Origin of the sequence: Burkholderia territorii (genome assembly GCF_902833055.1) — a bacterium.
Lineage (GTDB): Bacteria > Pseudomonadota > Gammaproteobacteria > Burkholderiales > Burkholderiaceae > Burkholderia > Burkholderia territorii.
Window position 1 is genome coordinate 159,945 of record NZ_CADFEJ010000003.1, and the last position, 19,572, is coordinate 179,516.

Annotated in this window: 17 protein-coding genes; 11 read left to right on the plus strand and 6 right to left on the minus strand. The window is 67.8% G+C overall.

Translation table 11 applies throughout. The annotated features are described in order from the left end of the window. Nucleotides 1–10 precede the first annotated feature (10 nt). The 5 genes from HW466_RS08015 to HW466_RS08035 all read right to left on the minus strand — a co-directional run bounded on the left by HW466_RS08015 (nucleotide 11) and on the right by HW466_RS08035 (nucleotide 6,326). Complete coding sequence (locus tag HW466_RS08015) at nucleotides 11–499, minus strand: heme-degrading domain-containing protein (RefSeq protein WP_151006326.1); 489 nt, start codon at nucleotides 497–499, stop codon at nucleotides 11–13. Nucleotides 500–585: 86 nt separating this feature from the next. Continuing rightward, on the minus strand, nucleotides 586–1,404 hold the full coding sequence (gene iolB / locus HW466_RS08020) for a 5-deoxy-glucuronate isomerase (protein ID WP_151006327.1): 819 nt from the start codon (nucleotides 1,402–1,404) through the stop codon (nucleotides 586–588). A gap of 42 nt (nucleotides 1,405–1,446) precedes the next feature. Continuing rightward, complete coding sequence (gene iolE / locus HW466_RS08025; protein WP_151006328.1) at nucleotides 1,447–2,376, minus strand: myo-inosose-2 dehydratase; 930 nt, start codon at nucleotides 2,374–2,376, stop codon at nucleotides 1,447–1,449. 61 nt (nucleotides 2,377–2,437) lie between these two features. Further along, a complete protein-coding gene (gene iolD, locus HW466_RS08030; protein ID WP_174905443.1) occupies nucleotides 2,438–4,321 on the minus strand; it encodes a 3D-(3,5/4)-trihydroxycyclohexane-1,2-dione acylhydrolase (decyclizing) in 1,884 nt (627 codons plus the stop codon). 46 nt (nucleotides 4,322–4,367) lie between these two features. Next, the gene (locus HW466_RS08035; RefSeq protein ID WP_059810092.1) at nucleotides 4,368–6,326 is read right to left on the minus strand and encodes a bifunctional 5-dehydro-2-deoxygluconokinase/5-dehydro-2-deoxyphosphogluconate aldolase; all 1,959 of its coding nucleotides are present in this window, start codon (nucleotides 6,324–6,326) and stop codon (nucleotides 4,368–4,370) included. Between the two features lie 306 nt (nucleotides 6,327–6,632). On the opposite strand from HW466_RS08035, the gene HW466_RS08040 reads away from it, so the two are divergent. From HW466_RS08040 to HW466_RS08075, 8 genes are all read left to right on the plus strand, one after another. Then, a complete protein-coding gene (locus HW466_RS08040; RefSeq protein WP_059448307.1) occupies nucleotides 6,633–7,559 on the plus strand; it encodes a sugar ABC transporter substrate-binding protein in 927 nt (308 codons plus the stop codon). A gap of 68 nt (nucleotides 7,560–7,627) precedes the next feature. Then, nucleotides 7,628–9,202, plus strand: a complete 1,575-nt coding sequence (locus tag HW466_RS08045; protein ID WP_059545137.1) for a sugar ABC transporter ATP-binding protein — start codon at nucleotides 7,628–7,630, stop codon at nucleotides 9,200–9,202. A gap of 27 nt (nucleotides 9,203–9,229) precedes the next feature. After that, nucleotides 9,230–10,255 (plus strand): ABC transporter permease, encoded by a 1,026-nt coding sequence (locus tag HW466_RS08050; RefSeq protein WP_059448272.1) that lies wholly within the window; start codon nucleotides 9,230–9,232, stop codon nucleotides 10,253–10,255. 37 nt (nucleotides 10,256–10,292) lie between these two features. Next, nucleotides 10,293–11,207, plus strand: coding sequence for a sugar phosphate isomerase/epimerase family protein (locus HW466_RS08055; protein ID WP_151004668.1), 915 nt, complete (start codon nucleotides 10,293–10,295; stop codon nucleotides 11,205–11,207). Nucleotides 11,208–11,265: 58 nt separating this feature from the next. Further along, nucleotides 11,266–12,279 (plus strand): bifunctional inositol 2-dehydrogenase/D-chiro-inositol 1-dehydrogenase, encoded by a 1,014-nt coding sequence (iolG, locus tag HW466_RS08060; protein WP_059448274.1) that lies wholly within the window; start codon nucleotides 11,266–11,268, stop codon nucleotides 12,277–12,279. A gap of 59 nt (nucleotides 12,280–12,338) precedes the next feature. Then, nucleotides 12,339–13,265 carry a TIM barrel protein gene (locus tag HW466_RS08065; protein ID WP_059503040.1) on the plus strand — a complete coding sequence of 309 codons (927 nt, stop codon included), beginning with the start codon at nucleotides 12,339–12,341 and terminating at the stop codon, nucleotides 13,263–13,265. Nucleotides 13,266–13,328: 63 nt separating this feature from the next. Beyond that, entirely contained in the window at nucleotides 13,329–14,501 is a 1,173-nt protein-coding gene (locus HW466_RS08070; RefSeq protein ID WP_059448276.1) for a Gfo/Idh/MocA family protein, read from the plus strand. Between the two features lie 291 nt (nucleotides 14,502–14,792). Then, the gene (locus tag HW466_RS08075; RefSeq protein WP_151004670.1) at nucleotides 14,793–15,677 is read left to right on the plus strand and encodes a MurR/RpiR family transcriptional regulator; all 885 of its coding nucleotides are present in this window, start codon (nucleotides 14,793–14,795) and stop codon (nucleotides 15,675–15,677) included. A 63-nt stretch (nucleotides 15,678–15,740) separates the two neighbouring features. Here HW466_RS08075 and HW466_RS08080 read toward each other — a convergent pair whose 3' ends face one another. Continuing rightward, nucleotides 15,741–17,261, minus strand: coding sequence for a CoA-acylating methylmalonate-semialdehyde dehydrogenase (locus tag HW466_RS08080; RefSeq protein WP_174905442.1), 1,521 nt, complete (start codon nucleotides 17,259–17,261; stop codon nucleotides 15,741–15,743). 108 nt (nucleotides 17,262–17,369) lie between these two features. Between HW466_RS08080 and HW466_RS08085 the strand changes: the two genes are divergently transcribed. The 3 genes from HW466_RS08085 to HW466_RS08095 all read left to right on the plus strand — a co-directional run bounded on the left by HW466_RS08085 (nucleotide 17,370) and on the right by HW466_RS08095 (nucleotide 19,319). After that, nucleotides 17,370–18,305 (plus strand): LysR family transcriptional regulator, encoded by a 936-nt coding sequence (locus HW466_RS08085; RefSeq protein WP_059448279.1) that lies wholly within the window; start codon nucleotides 17,370–17,372, stop codon nucleotides 18,303–18,305. Between the two features lie 99 nt (nucleotides 18,306–18,404). Then, the gene (locus tag HW466_RS08090; protein WP_006753156.1) at nucleotides 18,405–18,632 is read left to right on the plus strand and encodes a sulfurtransferase TusA family protein; all 228 of its coding nucleotides are present in this window, start codon (nucleotides 18,405–18,407) and stop codon (nucleotides 18,630–18,632) included. Between the two features lie 228 nt (nucleotides 18,633–18,860). Beyond that, entirely contained in the window at nucleotides 18,861–19,319 is a 459-nt protein-coding gene (locus HW466_RS08095) for a hypothetical protein (RefSeq protein WP_059503046.1), read from the plus strand. Nucleotides 19,320–19,572 lie beyond the last annotated feature (253 nt).

Genomic DNA, 19,572 nt, shown 5'->3' on the forward strand with positions numbered 1-19,572 from the left:
CGGCGCGCGGTTACGCGCTCATCGCGAGCGCGTGCGCGCCGACATGCCAGCGCAGGCTTTCGACGACGAGCGCATGATCGCGCGCGTCGTCGAGTCCGGCGACCGTCATCGCGCCGACGAAACCGCCTCCGGCGAGCCGCAACGGCACGCTGCCGCCATCGAGCGCATAGTCGGCGTCCGACAATCCCTGCGACTGCAACGACCAGCCGGCGCGGCGAAAGCGCGCGCCGACCTCGAGCGAACTGACGCCAAATCGGAACACCGTGTTCTGCCGGCGGCGGATCGCGTCGCTGTCGTTCGCGCGGCTGCCGTCCAGCGCGCAATAGAACAGCGGTGCGGTCTCGCCGACGATGCCGACCGCGATCGGCAGCCCGCGGCGCGACGCGAGATTGACCGCGATGTCGCCGAGCCGGCGCGCGACGTCGGCATCGAAGTGCGGCAGCAGCGGCATCGACGCGGTGTCGCCGAAGGGCGGGAAGTGCGGGAAGGTGGTCGCCATGGCAGCTCCGTGTCGTCCCAGGTCCGGTTCGTACGCGCGTGCACTGCGTCGCGCGTCCGCCGTCGATCGTTCAGCGCATCGACGCATCAGCGCCCGGGTGCCGCGTCGAGCATCCACTCGTGCGCGGGGTCGTTCTTGAACGCCCATGCGCGGCTCGGCCCGGCCATCACGTTCAGGTAATACAGGTTGTAGCCATGCGGCGCGACCACCGGGTGATAACCGCGCGGCACCATCACCACGTCGTGGTTCTCGACCGCGCACGCCTCGTCGAGGCTGCGGTCGTCCGTATAGACGCGCTGGAACGCGAAGCCCTGCGGTGGATCGATCCGGTGGTAATAGGTTTCCTCGAGCGACGTTTCGTCCGGCGCCGCGTCGCGATCGTGCTTGTGCGGCGGATAGCTGCTCGAATGGCTCGCGGGCGTGATCACTTCGACGACGAGCAACCGGTCGGCGGCCGGGTTGTCGCCCATCAGGATGTCGCACACGTAGCGCGTGTTGGTGCCTTGCCCGCGCACCGTGCGCCGCATCCGTTCGCCGTCGAGGCGCTGCACGCGCCTGTCGCCGCTCGCGTAAGGCGCGGTGCACAGCGCGACTTCCGCATCGCGCGTCGCCACCAGCGTGACGGTCTTGCCGCCCGGCACGTACAGCGCGTCCGGCGATACTTCCTCGAACACGCTGTCGCGCTTGCCGAGCGCATCGTAGGTTTCGCCGTCGACTTGCGCGCGCAGCGTGCCCGTGAGCACGACGACGCACAATTCGCGCGCGCCGGTATCGAGCGTCTCGGTGTCACCGGCCTTCAGGCGCAGCGCGCGAAAGCCGACGTGTTTCCAGCCGGCCGACTCGGGCGTCACGTTGCAGATTTCGCGGTCGGCGGATGCCTTGACCAGCAGGGGAGAAATCGCCATGGAACGGAGCTCCGCAATAAGGTGATCAACTGGGGGCAGCGCTTACGCGCTCAACCGGTCGACGATCGCGCGCAGCGATTCGTAGCCCTTCTTCGCATATTGATAGCTCGGCGCGACGGCCGGATCCTGCTCGGCCTCGACCACGAGCCAGCCTTCGTAGCCGGCGTCCTTCAGCGTGCGCAGCGTCGCTTCGTAATCGAGCGCGCCGTCGCCCGGCACCGTGAACGTGCCGTTGATGACGGCGTTCAGGAAGCTCCAGCCGCCGTTGCGCGCCTGCGTGACGACTTGCGGGCGCACGTCCTTGCAGTGCACGTGCACGATGCGCGACACATGTTTCTTCAGTAGTTCCACCGGATCGGCGGCGCCGCCGAAATATGCATGGCCCGTGTCGAACAGCAGGAACACCTTGGCCGGATCGGTCAGCGCCATCAGGCGGTCGACGTCGGCGGGCGATTCGACGTATGCGCCCATGTGGTGATGGTAGGCGAGCTTGATCCCGTAGGTCTCGAGCAGGTGCGCGCCGAACGCGTCGAGGCGTGCCGCATAGCGTCGCCAGGCTTCGTCGTCGACGAAACGCGGACGCTTCGCGACCGGCGTGTCGATGCTGCCCTGGATCGTACCCGCGCATTCGCCATACACCACGACCTTCACGTCGTTGAACTGCAGCTTCGTCATGTGCGCGCGGCAACGCTCGATTTCGGCGGCGAGCGCGTCGGCATCGCTCATGCCCGGTTCGACTTCCGCGAGGTAGCCCGAATACCAGCCCGACACGCACACGAGCCCGAATTCGGCGAGCTTCGCCTTAAGCTCGGGGCCCGTCTTCGGAAACTTGTTGCCGAGCTCGAAGCCCGCATAGCCGATTTCGGCGCCTTCCTTCAGTGCCGTCTCGAGCGGCGTCTCGCCGCCGAGCGACGGCAGGTCGTCGTTCATCCACGACAGGGGATTGATACCGATGCGAACGTTCCAGCTCATGACTTGCTTCCTTGGTTCGAATGTTGTTGTCGCGGGGCAAAGGAGTGAAACCGAAAGCGTGTCAGTGCCGCTGCCGCGTCTTCGCGTCGAGATACGCGCGATGCGCCGCTTCGACGCCGGCGCGCGCGGACACCTGCGGCACCGCGACTTCCCACCATGCGCCGCCATCGGCGGTCGTGCGCTCGTGCGTCGTGTCGATCACGATGACCTGGCTCGTCTTCGCCGCACGCGCACGCGTCATTTCGCGGCGCAGCTCGCCGACGTCGCGCACGTGCACGGCTTCGGCGCCCATCGCGCGCGCATGCATCGCGAAGTCGATCGTCGAGCGTTCGCCGCCCTCGGGCACGCAGTCGTCGAGCATGTTGTTGAAGCTTGCGCCGCCGCAGTTCAGTTGCAGCCGCTCGATGCAGCCGTAGCCGCGGTTGTCGAGGATCACGACGATGATCTTGCGGCCGAGCATCACGGAGGTCGCCAGTTCGGCGTTGAGCATCATGTAGGAGCCGTCGCCGACGATCACGATCACTTCGCGCTCGGGCCGCGCGAGCTTCGCACCGAGCCCGCCCGCGACCTCGTAGCCCATGCACGAGTACGCGTAGTCCATGTGATAGTTGCCGGGCACGCCGCTGCGCCACAGCTTGTGCAGTTCGGCGGGCAGCGTCCCGGCCGCGCACACGACGAGATCGTCGCGCGCGCTGTCGCGCCCCGCGTCGGCGGCCGAGTCGCGCACCGCGCCGATGACTTCCGCGTCGTACGGCAGCGTGTCCTTCGGCACGCGCGTGGTCAGCTCGGTCACGCGCGCATTCCACGCGGCGGCCTGGTCGCGGTTCGCGGCGGTCCACGCCGCATCCGCGTGCCAGCCCGCGAGCGCGGCCGACAGCTGGCCGAGGCCGGTGCGTGCGTCGGCGATCAATTGCCTGCCGCGTTTCTTGCCCGCGTCGAACGGCTGCACGTTCAGGCTCAGCAGCGTCGCGTTGCCGAACAGCGCATGCGAGCCGGTCGTGAAGTCCTGCAGGCGGGTGCCGACCGCGAACACGACGTCGGCCTGCGCGGCCGCGCGATTCGCGGCGGGCGAGCCCGTCACGCCGATCGAGCCGAGGTTCAGCGGATGGTCCCACGCGAGGCCGCCCTTGCCGGCCTGCGATTCGGCGACCGGCACGCCGTGCGTGTCGGCGAACGTGCGCAGCGCGTCCCATGCCTGGCTGTACAGCACACCGCCGCCGGCGACGATCAGCGGCTTTTTCGCGGCCTTCAGCACGTCGAGCGCATCCGCGAGCTCGAGCGCGTCGGCGGGCGGCCGGCGCATCCGGATCACCGGCGGCGCGAAGAAGTCCTCGGGCCAATCGTATGCGAAGGTCTGCACGTCCTGCGGCAGCGCGAGACACACCGGCCCGCACTGCGCGGGATCGGTCATCACCTGGATCGCGCGCGGCAGCGCGACGAGCAGCTGTTCCGGCGACGTGATCCGGTCGAAGTAGCGCGTCACGGGCCGGAAGCAGTCGTTCGCGCTGACGTCGCCCTGCTCGAAATCCTCCACCTGCTGCAGCACGGGATCGGGCAGCCGCGACACGAACACGTCGCCGGGCAGCAGCAACAGCGGCAGCCGGCCGACGTGCGCGAGCGCGGCGGAGGTCAGCATGTTGGTCGCGCCGGGGCCGATGCTCGACGTCGCGGCCATCATCCGCTGGCGGAAGTTCGCTTTAGCGAATGCGACGGCCGCATTCGCCATGCCTTGCTCGTTGTGCGCGCGGAACGTCGGCAGTCGGTCCTTTTCGGCGTGCAGCGCCTCGCCGAGCCCGGCCACGTTGCCGTGCCCGAAGATCGCGAACACGCCGCCGCAGTACGGCAGGATTTCGGTGCGGCCGTCCGGCTGGACGACTTCGGCGCGCAGGGCGGCCAGGTAGCGCACGAGCGCCTGGCTGACGGTCAGTCTCACGGTGGTGGTCATCGTCTGTCGATCAAGAGGAGTCGGATGGTCGTCACGGGCATGCGCGTCAGGCTGCTGCCGCGGCGCGCGCGGCGGCACGGCGGCCGAGCCATGCGTCGACCAGCTGCGCGAAATTGCCGGCCACTTCGTCGATCAGCGCCTGGTCGTCGATGCGGCCGGCGAGCCAGTGCAGCGACGCGTCGGCCCACAGCGTGCGGCCGACCATGAAGCCCTTGACGATCGGATTGGTCGCCGAGCGGAAGCTGTCGACGAGATACTGCAGCGGCTGGTTCAGCCCGAGGATCACCGCGCCGCGGCAGTGCGGGTCGCGCTCGGCTACGAGCGTTTCGAGCCGTGCCCAGCCGTCCGCGCTCATCGGCGCGAGCTTCCACCATTCGGGCATCACGCCGAGGTTGTAGAAGCGCGCGACCGTGCGCAGCACCGCGTCGTCCTCGGTGCCGGCCGGCGTGACGGCACGCGGCGGAATGATTTCCAGCAGCAGCTCGTTGCCGCTCGCGCGCGTGGCTTCCCACAGCTCCAGCACGCGCTGCTCTTGCGCGACGCGCAGGTCGACGTCGTCGTCGGGGTGGTAGTGGACGAGGCACTTCACGACCTGCTCGGTCGGCCAGTGCGTGAGCGACGAGCCGACCGAGCGCGTGTCGTCGAAGCACAGCGGCCGCGAGCCGGGCAGCTCGACCGGGCGGCCGACCCACCAGCCGCGGCCGGTGGCCGACGCGAGCGCGTCGCGGCCATACGCGCCGCCGTCGATCAGCACGCCGACATGGCCTTCGATATGGCGATCGCGTTCGACCTGTTCGGCCGCGCGCACGAGCAGGCGCTTGAGCGTCTTGATACGCGCTTCGTCCGCGCCGGCCTGCACCGCGAGTTCGTAGAACTGGCTGCGATGGTCGAATGCCATCACGCACAGGTCGTCCCATTCGCGGCGCGGCACCGTTACGCGATGCAGGTGCGCGAGCGTGCGATCGGCGTCCACCTGCGGATTGCGGCTGCCGCCGAACCAGTGCGCGAGCTCGGCCGGCGTCGGCATCGCGGCCGAACACGCATGGCGCGACACGACGATCGCGCCGCATGCGTTCGCGATGCGGGTCGATTCCGCCCAGTCGCGCCCGCGCAGCAGCCCGGACAGCAGGCCCGACAGGAATGCGTCGCCCGCGCCGAGCACGTTCAGGACTTCGACGCGTTCGCCGTGGAAGGCCGGCGCATCCTCGATGCGCGCGGGGACGTCGCCCTCGATCACGCAGCAGCCGAGCGCACCGCGCTTGACCACCAGCGCCGCGCCGCTCACGCGACGCACGGCCTGCAGCGACGCGATCAGGTCGTGCGGCACGCCGCCCGCGATCAGGAATTCCTCCTCGGTGCCGACCAGCAGGTCGAACTCGCCGAGCACCTGCTGCAGCTGCCGCGTGACCTGCGCGTCGGGCACGTAGCGGTTCTCGCCCGCGCCGCGCGCGGTCAGCCCCCAGAGCACCGGCCGGTAGTCGATGTCGAGGATCCGCACGACGCCGTGGCGGCGCGCGTAGCCGAGCGCGGTGAGCGACGCCTCGCGGGTGCCGGGCGTCGACAGATGCGTGCCGGTGATCGCGAGCGCGCGGCAGCCGGCGATGAAGTCCTCGCGGATCTCGTCGGCACGCACGGCCATGTCCGCGCAGTTCTCGCGCACGAACAGCAGCGGGAACGTGTCGCGATCCTTCAGGCCGAGCAGCACCAGCGCGGTCAGCCGTTCCGGATCCGTCTGCAACTGGCTCGTGTCGCAGCCTTCGCGCTCGAGCGTCTCGCGCACGAAGCGGCCCATCTGCTCGTCGCCGACGCGCGAGATCATCGCGGTCTTCAACCCGAGGCGGGCGACGCCGAACGCGACGTTGCCCGACGAACCGCCGAGATACATCTGGAAGCTGCGCGCATCTTCCAGGCGGCTGCCGTACTGCTGCGCGTAAAGATCCACGGCGACGCGGCCGAGGCAGGCGAGATCGATGGGGCGGTCAGTCGGAAAGTTCAACGGGCTCATATCACGTATCACGCTCGCGGCCGGCGCTCGACCTTGCCGGCAGATTGGGGACCGATCCCGGACGACGATGCGTCACATCCGCGGCGCGACACGAGTGCGCCTGCCGCGAGGAATCGGGCTACGGAACGGAGTCTAGACTTTTTGGAAATCCAGTTCCCTAGGTGAAATCACGTAGAAATAAATTTCCAAATTTTCGAGGAAGTGATCTACAGTTTCATCCGGATGCTTCAGTCCGTTATCGGACTCGGCCCGGCGGCGCGCAACGCGCCGTTTTCCGCCCCCCGGAGATGAGGAGACAGAGTGATCATGAAGACCAAGCTGATGGCCGCCGCGGCCGCCGCGATCCTGGCCATGCCGCTCGCGCATGCCGAGAAGATCGGCGTGACGATGGCATCGTTCGACGACACGTTCCTGACGATCCTGCGCAACAGCATCGGTGATGCGGCGAAGAAGGACGGCGCGACCGTGCAGATCGAGGACGGCGGCAACGACGTCGGCAAGCAGTTGAGCCAGGTCCAGAACATGATCGCGCAGAAGGTCGACGCGATCATCGTGAACGCGGTCGACACCGACGCGACGCCGAAGATCACCAAGATGGTGACCGCCGCGAAGATTCCGCTCGTCTATGTGAACCGCAAGCCCGTCGATTTCGACAAGCTGCCGGCCGGCGTCGCGGTGGTCGCGTCCGACGAGAAGCAGTCGGGCACGCTGCAGGCGCGCCAGGTCTGCAAGCTGCTCGGCGGCAAGGGCGACATCCTGGTGCTGATGGGCGAGCTGTCCAACGAGTCGGCGCGCGCGCGCACCAAGGACATCGAGGACGTGATCGCGACCAAGGACTGCTCGGGCATGAAGATCGTCGACAAGCGCGAAGGCAAGTGGAGCCGCACGCAGGGCCAGGACATCACGATGAACTGGCTCAGTTCCGGCACGAAGTTCGATGCAATCGTCTCGAACAACGACGAGATGGCGATCGGCGCGATCAACGCGCTGAAGGCGGCGCGCAAGCTGACGCCGAAGACGATCGTCGCGGGCATCGATGCGACGCCGGACGGGCTCGCGGCGATGAAGAGCGGCGAGCTGAAGGTGTCCGTGTACCAGAACGCGGCCGGGCAGGGCGCGCAGGCCGTCGCGACCGCGCTGAAGCTCGCGAAGAAGCAGCCGGTGGAGCGCTACGTGAACGTGCCGTTCGAGCTCGTCACGCCGGAGAACATGAGCCAGTACGCGAAGCACTGACCGGCTTTTCCGCTGAACTGCGCGAGCCCGGCGCGCCCGGGTTCGCGTGTGACTTTCGAGGAACGTCCATGTATACAGCCAGGATGGCGCGCCCGATGGCCGGCGAAAGCGGGCCGGCCGCCTCGCTCGGCGCACCGGGTTCGTCCGGTGTACCCGTCGACGATTGCCTGCTCGAGGTGCGCGGCGTCGGCAAGTCGTTTCCCGGCGTCGTCGCGCTCGACGGCGTGCAGTTTCGCGTGCGTCGCGGCACCGTGCACGCGCTGATGGGCGAGAACGGCGCCGGCAAGTCGACGCTGATGAAGATCATCGCCGGCGTCTACACGCCCGACCAGGGCGAGATCCTGATCAACGGCGAGCCGGTCGTGCTCAACGGCCCGCTCGACGCGCTCGATCGCGGGATCGCGATGATCCACCAGGAACTCAACCTGATGCCGTACATGACGGTCGCGGAGAACATCTGGATCCGCCGCGAACCGAAGAACCGCTTCGGCCTGATCGATCACGCCGAGCTGCGCCGCCGCACGGCCGCGCTGTTCGAGCGGCTGTCGATCGACATCGACCCCGAGGCCGACGTGCGCACGCTGACGGTCGCGAGCCGCCAGATGGTCGAGATCGCGAAGGCGGTGTCGTTCGACTCGGACGTGCTGATCATGGACGAGCCGACCTCGGCGCTGACCGACAAGGAGGTCACGCACCTGTTCCGGATCATTCGCCAGTTGCGCGAGCAGGGCAAGGGCATCGTCTACATCACGCACAAGATGAACGAGCTGTTCGAGATCGCCGACGAGTTCTCGGTGTTCCGCGACGGCAAGTACATCGGCACGCACGCGTCGACCGACGTCACGCGCGACGACATCATCCGGATGATGGTCGGCCGCGAGATCACGCAGATGTTCCCCAAGGAGGAGGTGCCGATCGGCGACGTCGTGCTGGCCGTGAAGAACCTCGGCGTCGACGGCGTGTTCCGCGACGTCAGCTTCGAGTTGCGCGCGGGCGAAATTCTCGGTGTCGCGGGCCTCGTCGGCTCGGGGCGCTCGAACGTCGCGGAGGCGCTGTTCGGCGTCGTGCCGGCGACGACGGGCGAGATCCTGATCGACGGCAAGCCGGTGCGTATTTCCACGCCCGCGCAGGCGATGAAGCACGGGATGGCGTTCCTCACCGAGGACCGCAAGGACACCGGATGCTTCCTGAATCTCGACCTGCTCGCGAACATGGAAGCCGCGGTGCTCAGCAATCGCTACGTGAAGTTCAATTTCGTGCGGCAGGCGCAGTTGAAGCGCGACTGCGAGGAAATGAGCCGGATGTTGCGCGTGAAGACGCCCGGGCTGCACGAGGAAATCCAGAACCTGTCGGGCGGCAACCAGCAGAAGGTGCTGATCGGCCGATGGTTGCTGACGCAACCACGCATCCTGATCCTCGACGAGCCGACGCGCGGGATCGACGTCGGCGCGAAGGCCGAGATTCACCGGCTCGTCAGCGCGCTCGCCGGCAAGGGCGTCGCGGTGCTGATGATTTCGTCGGAAATGCCGGAAGTGCTCGGCATGAGCGACCGCGTGATGGTGATGCACGAAGGCCGGATGACCGGCATCGTCGAGCGCAAGGACGCCGACCAGGTCCGCATCATGGACCTGGCTTCGCGCTGAGCCGCAACAAGCATGGAGACAACTGAAATGGGCAACCTGAATCCCGTCGCGGACGCGCAGTCCATGACGATCAAGACGCGGCATGCGAAGTGGCCGCCCGAACTGAGCATCTTCATGGTGCTGGTGGGCATCAGCCTGTTCTTCGAGGTGATCGGCTGGCTTGTCGTCGGCCAGAGCTTTTTGTTCAACGCCGAGCGGCTCGAGATCATCGTGTTGCAGATGGCCGTGATCGGCATCATCGCGGTCGGCGTGAACCTCGTGATCATCACCAGCGGGATCGACCTGTCGTCGGGATCGGTCGTCGCCGCGGCGGCCGTCGTGTCGGCCAGCCTCGCGCAGGTATCCGATTTTCCGCGCGCGGTGTTCCCGCACCTGACCGACCTGCCGGTCATCTGGCCGGTGCTGGCGGGCGTGTGCGTCGGGCTGCTGGTCGGCCTGCTGAACGGCTCGCTGATCGCGCTGACGGGCATCCCGCCGTTCATCGCGACGCTCGGCACGATGGTTGCCGCGCGCGGCTTCGCGAAGTGGTTCACCAACGGGATGCCGGTGTCGATGCTGACCGACCAGTTCGCGGCGATCGGCGCGGGGGCGAACCCGGTGATCATCTTCGTCGTGGTGGCCGCGATCTTCCACGTCGTGCTGCGCTACACGCGCTTCGGCAAGTACACGTATGCGATCGGCGCGAACCGCCACGCGGCGATCGTGTCGGGCATCAATGTGACGCGCCACCTGGTGTTCGTCTATGCGATCGCGGGCCTGCTGAGCGGGATCGCCGGCACCGTGACGGCCGCGCGCGCGATCTCCGGCCAGTCGGGCATGGGCGTGATGTACGAGCTCGACGCGATCGCGGCCGTCGTGATCGGCGGCACGTCGCTGTCGGGCGGCCTCGGGCGCGTGACGGGCACCGTGATCGGTGTGCTGATCCTCGGCGTGATGACATCGGGCTTCACGTTCATCCGGATCGACGCGTATTACCAGGAGATGGTCAAGGGCGCGATCATCGTCGCGGCCGTGATCGCCGACCAGTACCGCAACAAGAAGTCCCGCCGCTGACCTGCGACGATCGAATACGGAACCGACCGGGAAGAAGATGAAGATTGCTCTGGATCCCTACATGATTCGCCACCTGCCGCTCGATCGGCTGCCGCACGCCGTTGCCGAACTCGGCTACGACCAGATCGAGCTGTCGCCGCGCAGCGATTTTCTCGACTGGTGGGTGATGCCGCGCGCGACGCGCGAGCGCATGGCCGCATTCCGGCAAGCGCTGCGTGCGAGCGGCGTCGGCCTCGCGTCGCTTCAGCCGATGTATCGCTGGGCCAGCCCGTTCGAGGACGAGCGCCAATGGGCGGTGCGTTGCTGGAAGAAGGCGATCGAGGTCGCGCTCGAGATGGAGTGCGCGCTGATGGTGTCCGAGTTCGGGCGCGGCGCGTCGCCCGAGCGCTCGGTCGGCGAGCGGCCGGGCGCGAATCCGAAGGAACTGTGCGAAGCCGCATGGTTTCGTTCGATGGACGAGCTGCTGCCGATCCTCGAGCGCGAACGTATCGTGCTGTCGGTCGAGCCGCATCCGGAGGACTGGATCGAGCAGCTGCAGCCGGCGATCGACATCGTCACGAACATTGGCTCGCCTTCGCTGAAGCTGTCGTACATCGCGCCGCACACGTTCTATTACGGCGACGACATGGCCGCGATGATCGCGCAGGCCGCGCCGATCCTCGCGCACGTGCGCGTGGCCGACACCTTCGATCACCGCAAGAGCAGCCAGTTGCGCTACATCGTGAACCCGCCCGGCTCGAACCAGGTTCGAGTACACCAGCATCTCGACATCGGGCAGGGCGAGATCGACTGGGACATCTTTTTTCGCGCGCTCGGCGATGCCGGCTTCGACGGCGTGATGTCGTCGTGCGTGTTCGCGTGGGAGGACCGCGCGGAGGCGTCGTCGCGCTACATGCGCGACACGATCCGGCGCTACGTCGATCGCCATTTCGCACACGCGGCAACGCGCTGAATCATGAACGAACGGCACGGACCGTGCCGTTGATGAACGACAGACTGGAGATATCCGGATGACCTTGCAAATCGGCGTGATCGGCTGCGGCGCGATCGGCCAGGACCATATCCGCAGACTCACGCGCACACTGTCCGGCGCGCGCGTGGTGGCCGTCAACGACATCGATCCGCAGCAGGCGCGCGATGCGGTGACGAAGTACGGGCTCGATGCGGAAATCTACGGCGACGGCCACGAAGTCGTCGCGGCCGCCGACGTCGAGGCCGTGCTCGTCACGTCCTGGGGGCCGACACACGAAGCGTTCGTGCTCGACGCGATCGCGCACGGCAAGCCGGTGTTCTGCGAGAAGCCGCTCGCGGTGACGGCCGACGGCTGCATGCGGATCGTCGAGGCCGAGGTCGCGCACGGCCGCCGGCTCGTGCAGGTCGGCTTCATGCGGCCGTACGACGAAGGCTATCGCGCGCTCAAGCGCGTGATCGACAGCGGCGAGATCGGCGCGCCGCTGATGCTGCATTGCGCGCACCGCAATCAATCCGTCGGCGAGCGCTACACGACGGACATGGCGATCACCGACACGCTGATCCACGAGCTCGACGTGCTGCGCTGGCTGCTCGGCGAGGACTATGCGAGCGCGCAGGTCGTCTATCCGAAGAAGACGCGCCACGCGAGCGCGCATCTCGCCGATCCGCAGATCGTGCTGCTCGAAACCGCGAGCGGCGTGCGCATCGACGTCGAGATCTTCGTCAATTGCCAGTATGGCTACGACATCCAGTGCGAAGTCGTCGGCGAGAACGGCATCGCGAAGCTGCCCGATCCGCCGGCTGTCGGGCTCAAGCATGCGGCGCGCCAATCGGTCGAGATCATGACCGACTGGAAGGAGCGCTTCATCGCGTCGTACGACGTCGAGCTGCAGGCATTCATCGACGGCGTGCGGCACGGCGCACTGACCGGCCCGTCCGCGTGGGACGGTTATGCGGCGGCGGTCGCGGCCGACGCTTGCGTGCGTGCCCAAAAGAGCGGGGCGGTCGAGCCGATCGCAATGGCCGAACGCCCGGCGTTCTATCGCGCCTGACCCGTGGCCGCGTCGCCACGCACGCGGCGACGCGCCGTTTTTCCACCGGAGCGACCGAGATGACGATGAAGATCGGCTGCGCGCCCTGCTGCTGGGGCGTCGACGACGTGAACAACCCGCACCTGCCGCCGTGGCGGCACGTGCTTGCCGAGGCCGCGCAGGCCGGCTACTCGGGCATCGAGCTCGGGCCATACGGCTATATCCCGCTCGAGCTCGACGTGGTGAGCGCCGAGCTCGACCGGCAGCGCCTGAGCATCACCGCCGGCACGATCTTCGACGACCTGGTGTCGCCGGAGAACCTGCCGAACCTGCTGCGCCAGACGCGCGAGATCTGCGCGCTGATCTCGCGACTGCCGACGCTGCCGACCCAACCCGGCCAGCGCTATGCGGCGCCGTATCTGGTCGTGATCGACTGGGGACACGAGGAGCGCGACTACGCGGCCGGCCATGCCGATCGCGCGCCGCGGCTGTCCGCGGAGCGCTGGGCATGCATGGTCGACCATATCCGCAGGATCGCGACCGTCGCGCGCGACGAATTCGGCGTGCGCGCGGTGATTCATCCACACGCCGGCGGCTACATCGAGTTCGCGGACGAGATCGACCGGATCGTCGCGGACATCGCGGCCGACACTGCCGGCTTGTGTCTCGATACCGGCCACCTGTACTACTCGGGCATGGATCCCGAGACGTGGTTGCGCCGGCATGCGGCGCGGCTCGACTACGTGCATTTCAAGGATATCGACGCGGCCGTCTACGACGCGGTGATGGGCGAGCACATCGCATTCTTCGCGGCTTGCGCGCGCGGCGTGATGTGCCCGATCGGCAACGGCGTACTCGACTACCGCGCGATCCGTCGCGCGCTCGACGACATCGGCTATGCGGGCACCATCACGATCGAGCAGGAGCGCGACCCGCGCAATGCCGGCACGAGCCTGCGCGACGTCGCGGCGAGCCGCGCGTTTCTCGCATCGGCCGGATTCGCGTGAGCGACGGACGATTGGTACTTCTGAACATATGAAAATCTGAACACGGACAGGAACACGACAATCATGATCGACGGACAGATTCTGCTCGGACATTCGATTCCCTGGGGCATGGTCGGCGGCGGGCTCGGCAGCCAGATCGGCTACAGCCATCGATCGGCTGCATTGCGCGACGGCAGTTTCCGGCTGGTTGCCGGCGCGTTCGACATCGATGCCGAACGAGGGCGGCAGTTCGGCGTGAAGCTCGGCGTCGACGCCGAGCGCTGCTATCCCGACTACCGGACGATGTTCGAGGCCGAGGCGAAGCGCGCCGACGGCATTCGCGCGGTGTCGATCGCGACGCCGAACAACACGCACTTCGAGATCTGCCGCGCGGCGCTGAACGCCGGGCTGCACGTGATCTGCGAGAAACCGCTGTGCTTCACGACCGAGGAGGCCGAGGCGCTGGCGCGGCTTTCGATCGAGAAGAACCGCATCGTCGGCGTCGCGTATGGCTATTCAGGTCACCAGATGATCGAGCAGGCGCGCGAGATGATCGCGCGCGGCGATCTGGGCGAGATCCGCATCGTGCAGATGCAGTTCGCGCACGGTTTCCACAGCGAGGGCGTAGAGGCCGCGAGCGCGGCAGCGCGCTGGCGCGTCGATCCGAAGTTCGCGGGCCCGAGCTACGTGCTCGGCGACATCGGCACGCACCCGCTGTACATCTCGGAAGTGATGGCGCCCGAGCTGAAGATCCGCCGGCTGATGTGCTCGCGGCAAAGCTTCGTGAAGAGCCGCGCGCCGCTCGAGGACAACGCGTTCACGATCATGGAATACGACACCGGTGCGATCGGCTACGTATGGTCGAGCGCCGTGAACGCAGGCTCGATGCACGGGCAGAAGGTGCGCGTGATCGGCTCGAAGGCGAGCGTCGAATGGTGGGACGAACATCCGAACCAGTTGCGCTACGAGATCCAGGGACAACCCGCGCAGGTGCTCGATCGCGGCATGGGCTATCTGCATCCGCACGCGTTGCGCGAGGACCGCATCGGCGCCGGGCACCCGGAGGGGCTGTTCGAAGCATGGTCGAACCTGTACGCGCGCTTCGCACTCGCGATGGATGCGGCCGATCGCGGCGATGCGCAGGCGCTGAAGCAAATCCGCTTTCCGGATGTGCATGCCGGCGTCGAGGGCGTGCGCTGGGTCGAGAACTGCGTGCGCTCCGCCGATGCGGGCGGCGTGTGGGTCGACTATCGTTGAGCCACGGCTGGCCGGTGCGCGCCATCGGCCGGCGGCGGCCACCGGCGTCGCGTTCGCGTCCGCGTCGGTAAACGTCCCGATCTTTACGGCACGGCGAGAGCGTTGGAAAATCGTTTCAGTATCGCCGTGGAGCGTGTGCAGGTGATGATCGAGCGCGTGGGAGCGAGCGTGCGGCGCGGTCCGTGCCGCAAACGTGATTAAATTCGCCCTTCATGCATCCATACAGGTGAGTCCCGGGCGGCGTGCGTCGGCGTCGCGCGCGCATCGGGGCCGTCAACTTCGCGCTATCCGATGAGTTCATCCGAGAAACCTCCCGCCACCGTCGAGCAGTTCCTGCAGCATCTGACGCAGGAGTACGATGGCCTCAGCAATCGCCTGAAGGTAATTGCGCGTCACGTGGAAACGCATCGGGACCAGCTTGGGCTGGAAGGCATCCAGTCGCTTGCGGAGGCGTGCGGGGTGCAGCCGTCGGCCGTCGTGCGGTTCGCGAAGCATTTCGGCTTCTCCGGCTTCTCCGAGATGCAGCGACTGTTCCGCGAGGGCCTGGCCCAGCAGATCGCGCCGGGCCGCGCGTACAACCTGCGAGTGCGCGACGTGATCGAATCGGGGTCGTCCAGCCTGCAGCCCGAGCAGATCGCCGACGAATTCATCAAGGGCAGCATTGCCGGGATGCAGCAGTTGCGGCAGACGCTCGACCCGCAGGCGCTCGCGCAGGCCGTCGACCTGCTCGCCGACACGCAGGCGATCTGGATCGCCGGCTCGCGCCGCGCGTTTCCGATCGCCGTCTATCTCGACTACGCGCTGCAGCACACCGACAAGCGCATCGGCCTGTTCAGCGCGCTCGGCAGCATGCATCTGGGGCAGATCCGCTCGGTGCGCGAGGGCGACGTGATGATCGTGATCTCGTTCATGCCGTATGCGGAAGAGACGGTGCAGGTCGCGCAGCAGGCCGCGCAGCGCGGCGCGCGCCTGATCGCGATCACCGACAGCCGGATGAGCCCGCTCGCGCGCGAGGCCGAGGTGACGCTGATGGTGCAGGACAGCGCGACGTTCGGGTTCCGCGCGCTGACCGCGACGATGGGTCTCGCGCAGAGCCTGTTCGTCGCGCTCGCATACCGCCTCGAGCTGTCGTACCTGCCCACCGCCGACGGCGCCCACGGCACGAGGGCCGGCTGACGCCGGCGTTGCGCATGCGTGCCGCCCGCCGGTAGCTCCGGCGGGCGGGCTTGCCCATCGCGCTTACTTCGCGGTCGGCATCGCGAATTCGGCGCCCTTGCCGATGCTCGATGCCCAGCGCTGCATCACCGACTTCTGGCGCGTGTAGAAGCGCACGCCTTCCTCGCCGTACGCGTGCATGTCGCCGAACAGGCTCTTCTTCCAGCCGCCGAAGCCGTGCCATGCCATCGGCACGGGAATTGGCACGTTGATGCCGACCATGCCGACCTGGATGCGCCGCGCGAATTCGCGCGCGATGCCGCCGTCGCTCGTGAAGCACGACACGCCGTTGCCGAACTCGTGCGCGTTGATCAGGTCGACCGCTTCGCCGAAGTCCTTCACGCGCACGCAGCCGAGCACGGGCCCGAAGATTTCTTCCTTGTAGATGCGCATGTCGGGTGTCACATGATCGAACAGCGTGCCGCCGGTGAAGAAGCCCGCCTCGCGGCCCGGCACGCGCAACCCGCGCCCGTCGACCACCAGTTGCGCGCCTTCGCCGACGCCTTGCTCGATATAGCCTTCGATGCGCTTGAGCGCCTCGCCGGTGACGATCGGACCCATCTCGACTTCCGGCGACATCCCGTCGCCGATCACCAGCTTGCGCGCGCGCTCGGCGACCGCCGGCACGATTCTGTCGGCCACGTCGCCGACGAGCACCGCGATGCTGATCGCCATGCAGCGTTCGCCCGCCGAGCCATACGCCGCGCCGATCAGCGCGTCGACCGCCTGCTCGATGTTCGCGTCGGGCATCACGACGAGGTGGTTCTTCGCGCCGCCGAGCGCCTGCACGCGCTTGCCCGACTGCACCGCGCGCTGCTGCACGTAAGCCGCGATCGGCGTCGAGCCGACGAAGCTGACGGCCTGCACGTCCGGATGGTCGAGCAGCGCGTCGACCGCGCCCTTGTCGCCCTGCACGACGTTGAACACGCCGGCGGGCAGGCCGGCCTGCGTCAGCAGGTCGGCCATGAACAGGGCCGCCGACGGGTCGCGTTCGCTCGGCTTCAGCACGAAGGTATTGCCGGTCGCGAGCGCGACCGGGAACATCCAGCACGGCACCATGCAGGGGAAGTTGAACGGCGTGATCCCGGCGACGACACCGAGCGGCTGGCGCATCGTCCAGTTGTCGATGCCGGTGCTGACCTGGTCGGTGAAGTCGCCCTTGAGCAGTTGCGGCACGCCGCACGCGAATTCGATGATGTCGATGCCGCGCGCGACTTCGCCCTGCGCGTCGGAGAACACCTTGCCGTGCTCGGCCGTGATGATCGCCGCGAGCGTGTCGCGGTGCTCGTTCATCAACTGCAGGAAGCGGTGCAGCACGCGTGCGCGGCGGATCGGCGGCGTGTCGGCCCAGGCCGGGAACGCGGCGCGGGCGGACGCGACGGCCTGCTGCACCTCGTCGTCGCCGGCGAGCGCGACGCGGCGCACCGCGCGGCCGAGCGCCGGATTGAAGACGTCCTGGAAGCGGCCGCTGCGGCCGGCAACGGGCGCGCCGTCGACATAGTGGCCGACGTCGGCGTCGGACGTGTAGGCGGGAACCGGGTTCATCGTGTCTCCTGAGATTGGGGGCGAACGGAACCTAGTCTAGGCAAAGCGGCGGGGCGGGAGAAGCTCGCGCAACTTGATTCACTGTTCAGAATTCTGAATAATCGACGAATGAATCAGCAAAATGTTCAGGCGCTCTGGCCGCATATTCATTCGCTGACGGTGCTGGCGGCCGCAGGCAGTTTCACGGCCGCTGCGCAGCGGCTCGGCATCAGCAAGGCCGCGATGAGCCAGCGCATCGCCGATCTCGAGAAGGCGGCCGGCGTGCCGCTGGTGCGGCGCACGACCCGCAGCGTGCGGCTCACCGACGCGGGTCAGACGCTGGTCGACAGCACGCGCGACGCATTCGAATCGATCGGCCAGCAGTTCGCGCGCGTGAAGGACCTGGCCGGCGAACCGCGCGGGCTGCTGCGCGTGACTGCGCCCGTCGCGCTGGGGCGCCAGCAGATCGTGCCGCACTTGCCCGATTTCCTGCGGCAGCATCCGGGCGTGCATATCGAACTCGACCTGTCCGACCGGCTGCATTCGCTGACGCAGGAGGGTTTCGACCTCGCGATCCGCCATACGACGACCGCGCCGCAAACCCACGTCGCGTGGAAGCTGTGCGACACGCGTTCATTGCTGGTGGCCAGCCGGGACTACCTCGATGCGCGCGGCACGCCGCGCCACCCGGGCGAACTGGTCGACCACAGCTGCCTGTGCTACCTGCGCGATAACGAACCGGCGGCCTGGAGCTTCGAGCCGCACGGCCGTCGGCGCGAGCGCGTGAGCGTGCCCGTGCGCGGCAGTTTCGCGGCGAACAACAGCGAGGCGATGCGCGAGGCCGCGCTCGGCGGGCTCGGCATCGCGCTGCTGCCGGATTTCAGCGCGCGGCGCGATCTCGACGCCGGCCGGCTCGTCGCGCTGCTCGATGGCTGGCGACCGTCGGGCGCGTTCGGCGACCACATCTTCGCGATCCGCCCATACAGCGCGGTCGTGCCGAGCGCGGCGCGCGCGCTCGTGCGGCACCTGCGCGAGCGGCTCGCGGGCGGCTTCTCGGCTGCCTGACGGGCGAGGGCGGCCGCTCGGGCGGCGCTGGGCGCGCTGCGGTAAAATCGCCGCTTCCTCCCGCGCCCGCGTGGCGCGTCATTCGAAGGTCGACAGCCGATGCAGATTCACAAGGAAGTGGACGCGCGCGGGCTCAATTGCCCGTTGCCGATCCTGCGCGCCAAGAAAGCGCTCGCCGATATGGAGAGCGGGCAGATCCTCAAGGTGCTCGCGACCGATCCGGGCTCGCAGCGCGATTTCGCCGCGTTCGCGAAGCAGACGGGCAACGAGATCGTCGAAGTCACCACCCAGGACAAAACGTTCGTGTTCCTGATGCGCCGCCGCTGACGGTCCGCATCACGCGCCGCTTGCGGCCCCCGGACGGGCAGCGCCCGTCGCGGCCCGGCCGCGTCTTCTCCGCACCTCTGACAATTCTTAAACCTCGTCGCACGGCCGGCTGCGTATACTGGCCCGGCCGGTCGTCCGTCTCGGATCGACGCGCCGGCCACGGTACGTCATACGAGGCTGGCACGGGGGCCATGCCTGACGCTGCCGTCGTACAAACGGGGAGAGGACATGTCCTTCAGACCAGGGACCATTCGAAGTCCGTCCGCAGCGGAATGCATCGCGCCCGCACGCGTGGCGGGGTTGAGCCGGATCGAGCTCGACCCGCAACAGGACAGGCACGCGCGTGCCGCGCTGGAGGCGTATGCCGATTCGGCCGCGGCCGAGATGCCGTGGCTGGCCGAATCGCTGGACGAACGCCTGCGCGGCGCCGCGCAGGACGAAGGCGCGGGCCTGACGTATTGCGGTGCAACGATCGAGCGCGTGTTCGATCTCGCGCAGGCATGGGCGGCGAGCCAGCCGGACTATGCAGCGCCCGCTTGGGAGCGCGTGCGCGGCCAACTGGCGCGGATGTTGGGGCAGGGGCAACCCATGCCGCGACGGCCGCAGGCGCTTGCGGGCGCGCGGTTGCGGCGACTGTCGGCCGATGACGCGACCGAGCCGGTGGCCGGCGAAACAGGCGCCGACTAGGCGCGCGATCACGCGGCGGGAAGGATTATTCGAATAAAGGACCGTAGTCCGCGCAATTTCTTGGCGAATTTCATACTACTATGATGAAATCGCCGGTTCGTCCGTGCCCCGTTTTTGAGATATGTTGCCGGGGTGCCGTGCGGCGCAGTTCGCGTGCTCGGCCAACGACGGCTCGCCGGCCGGTGTCGAAGGCCGCGTGCGTGCCGCGCGGGGTGAGCGCGGGAAGCTGAACTGGACGAATCGATTTCGATTT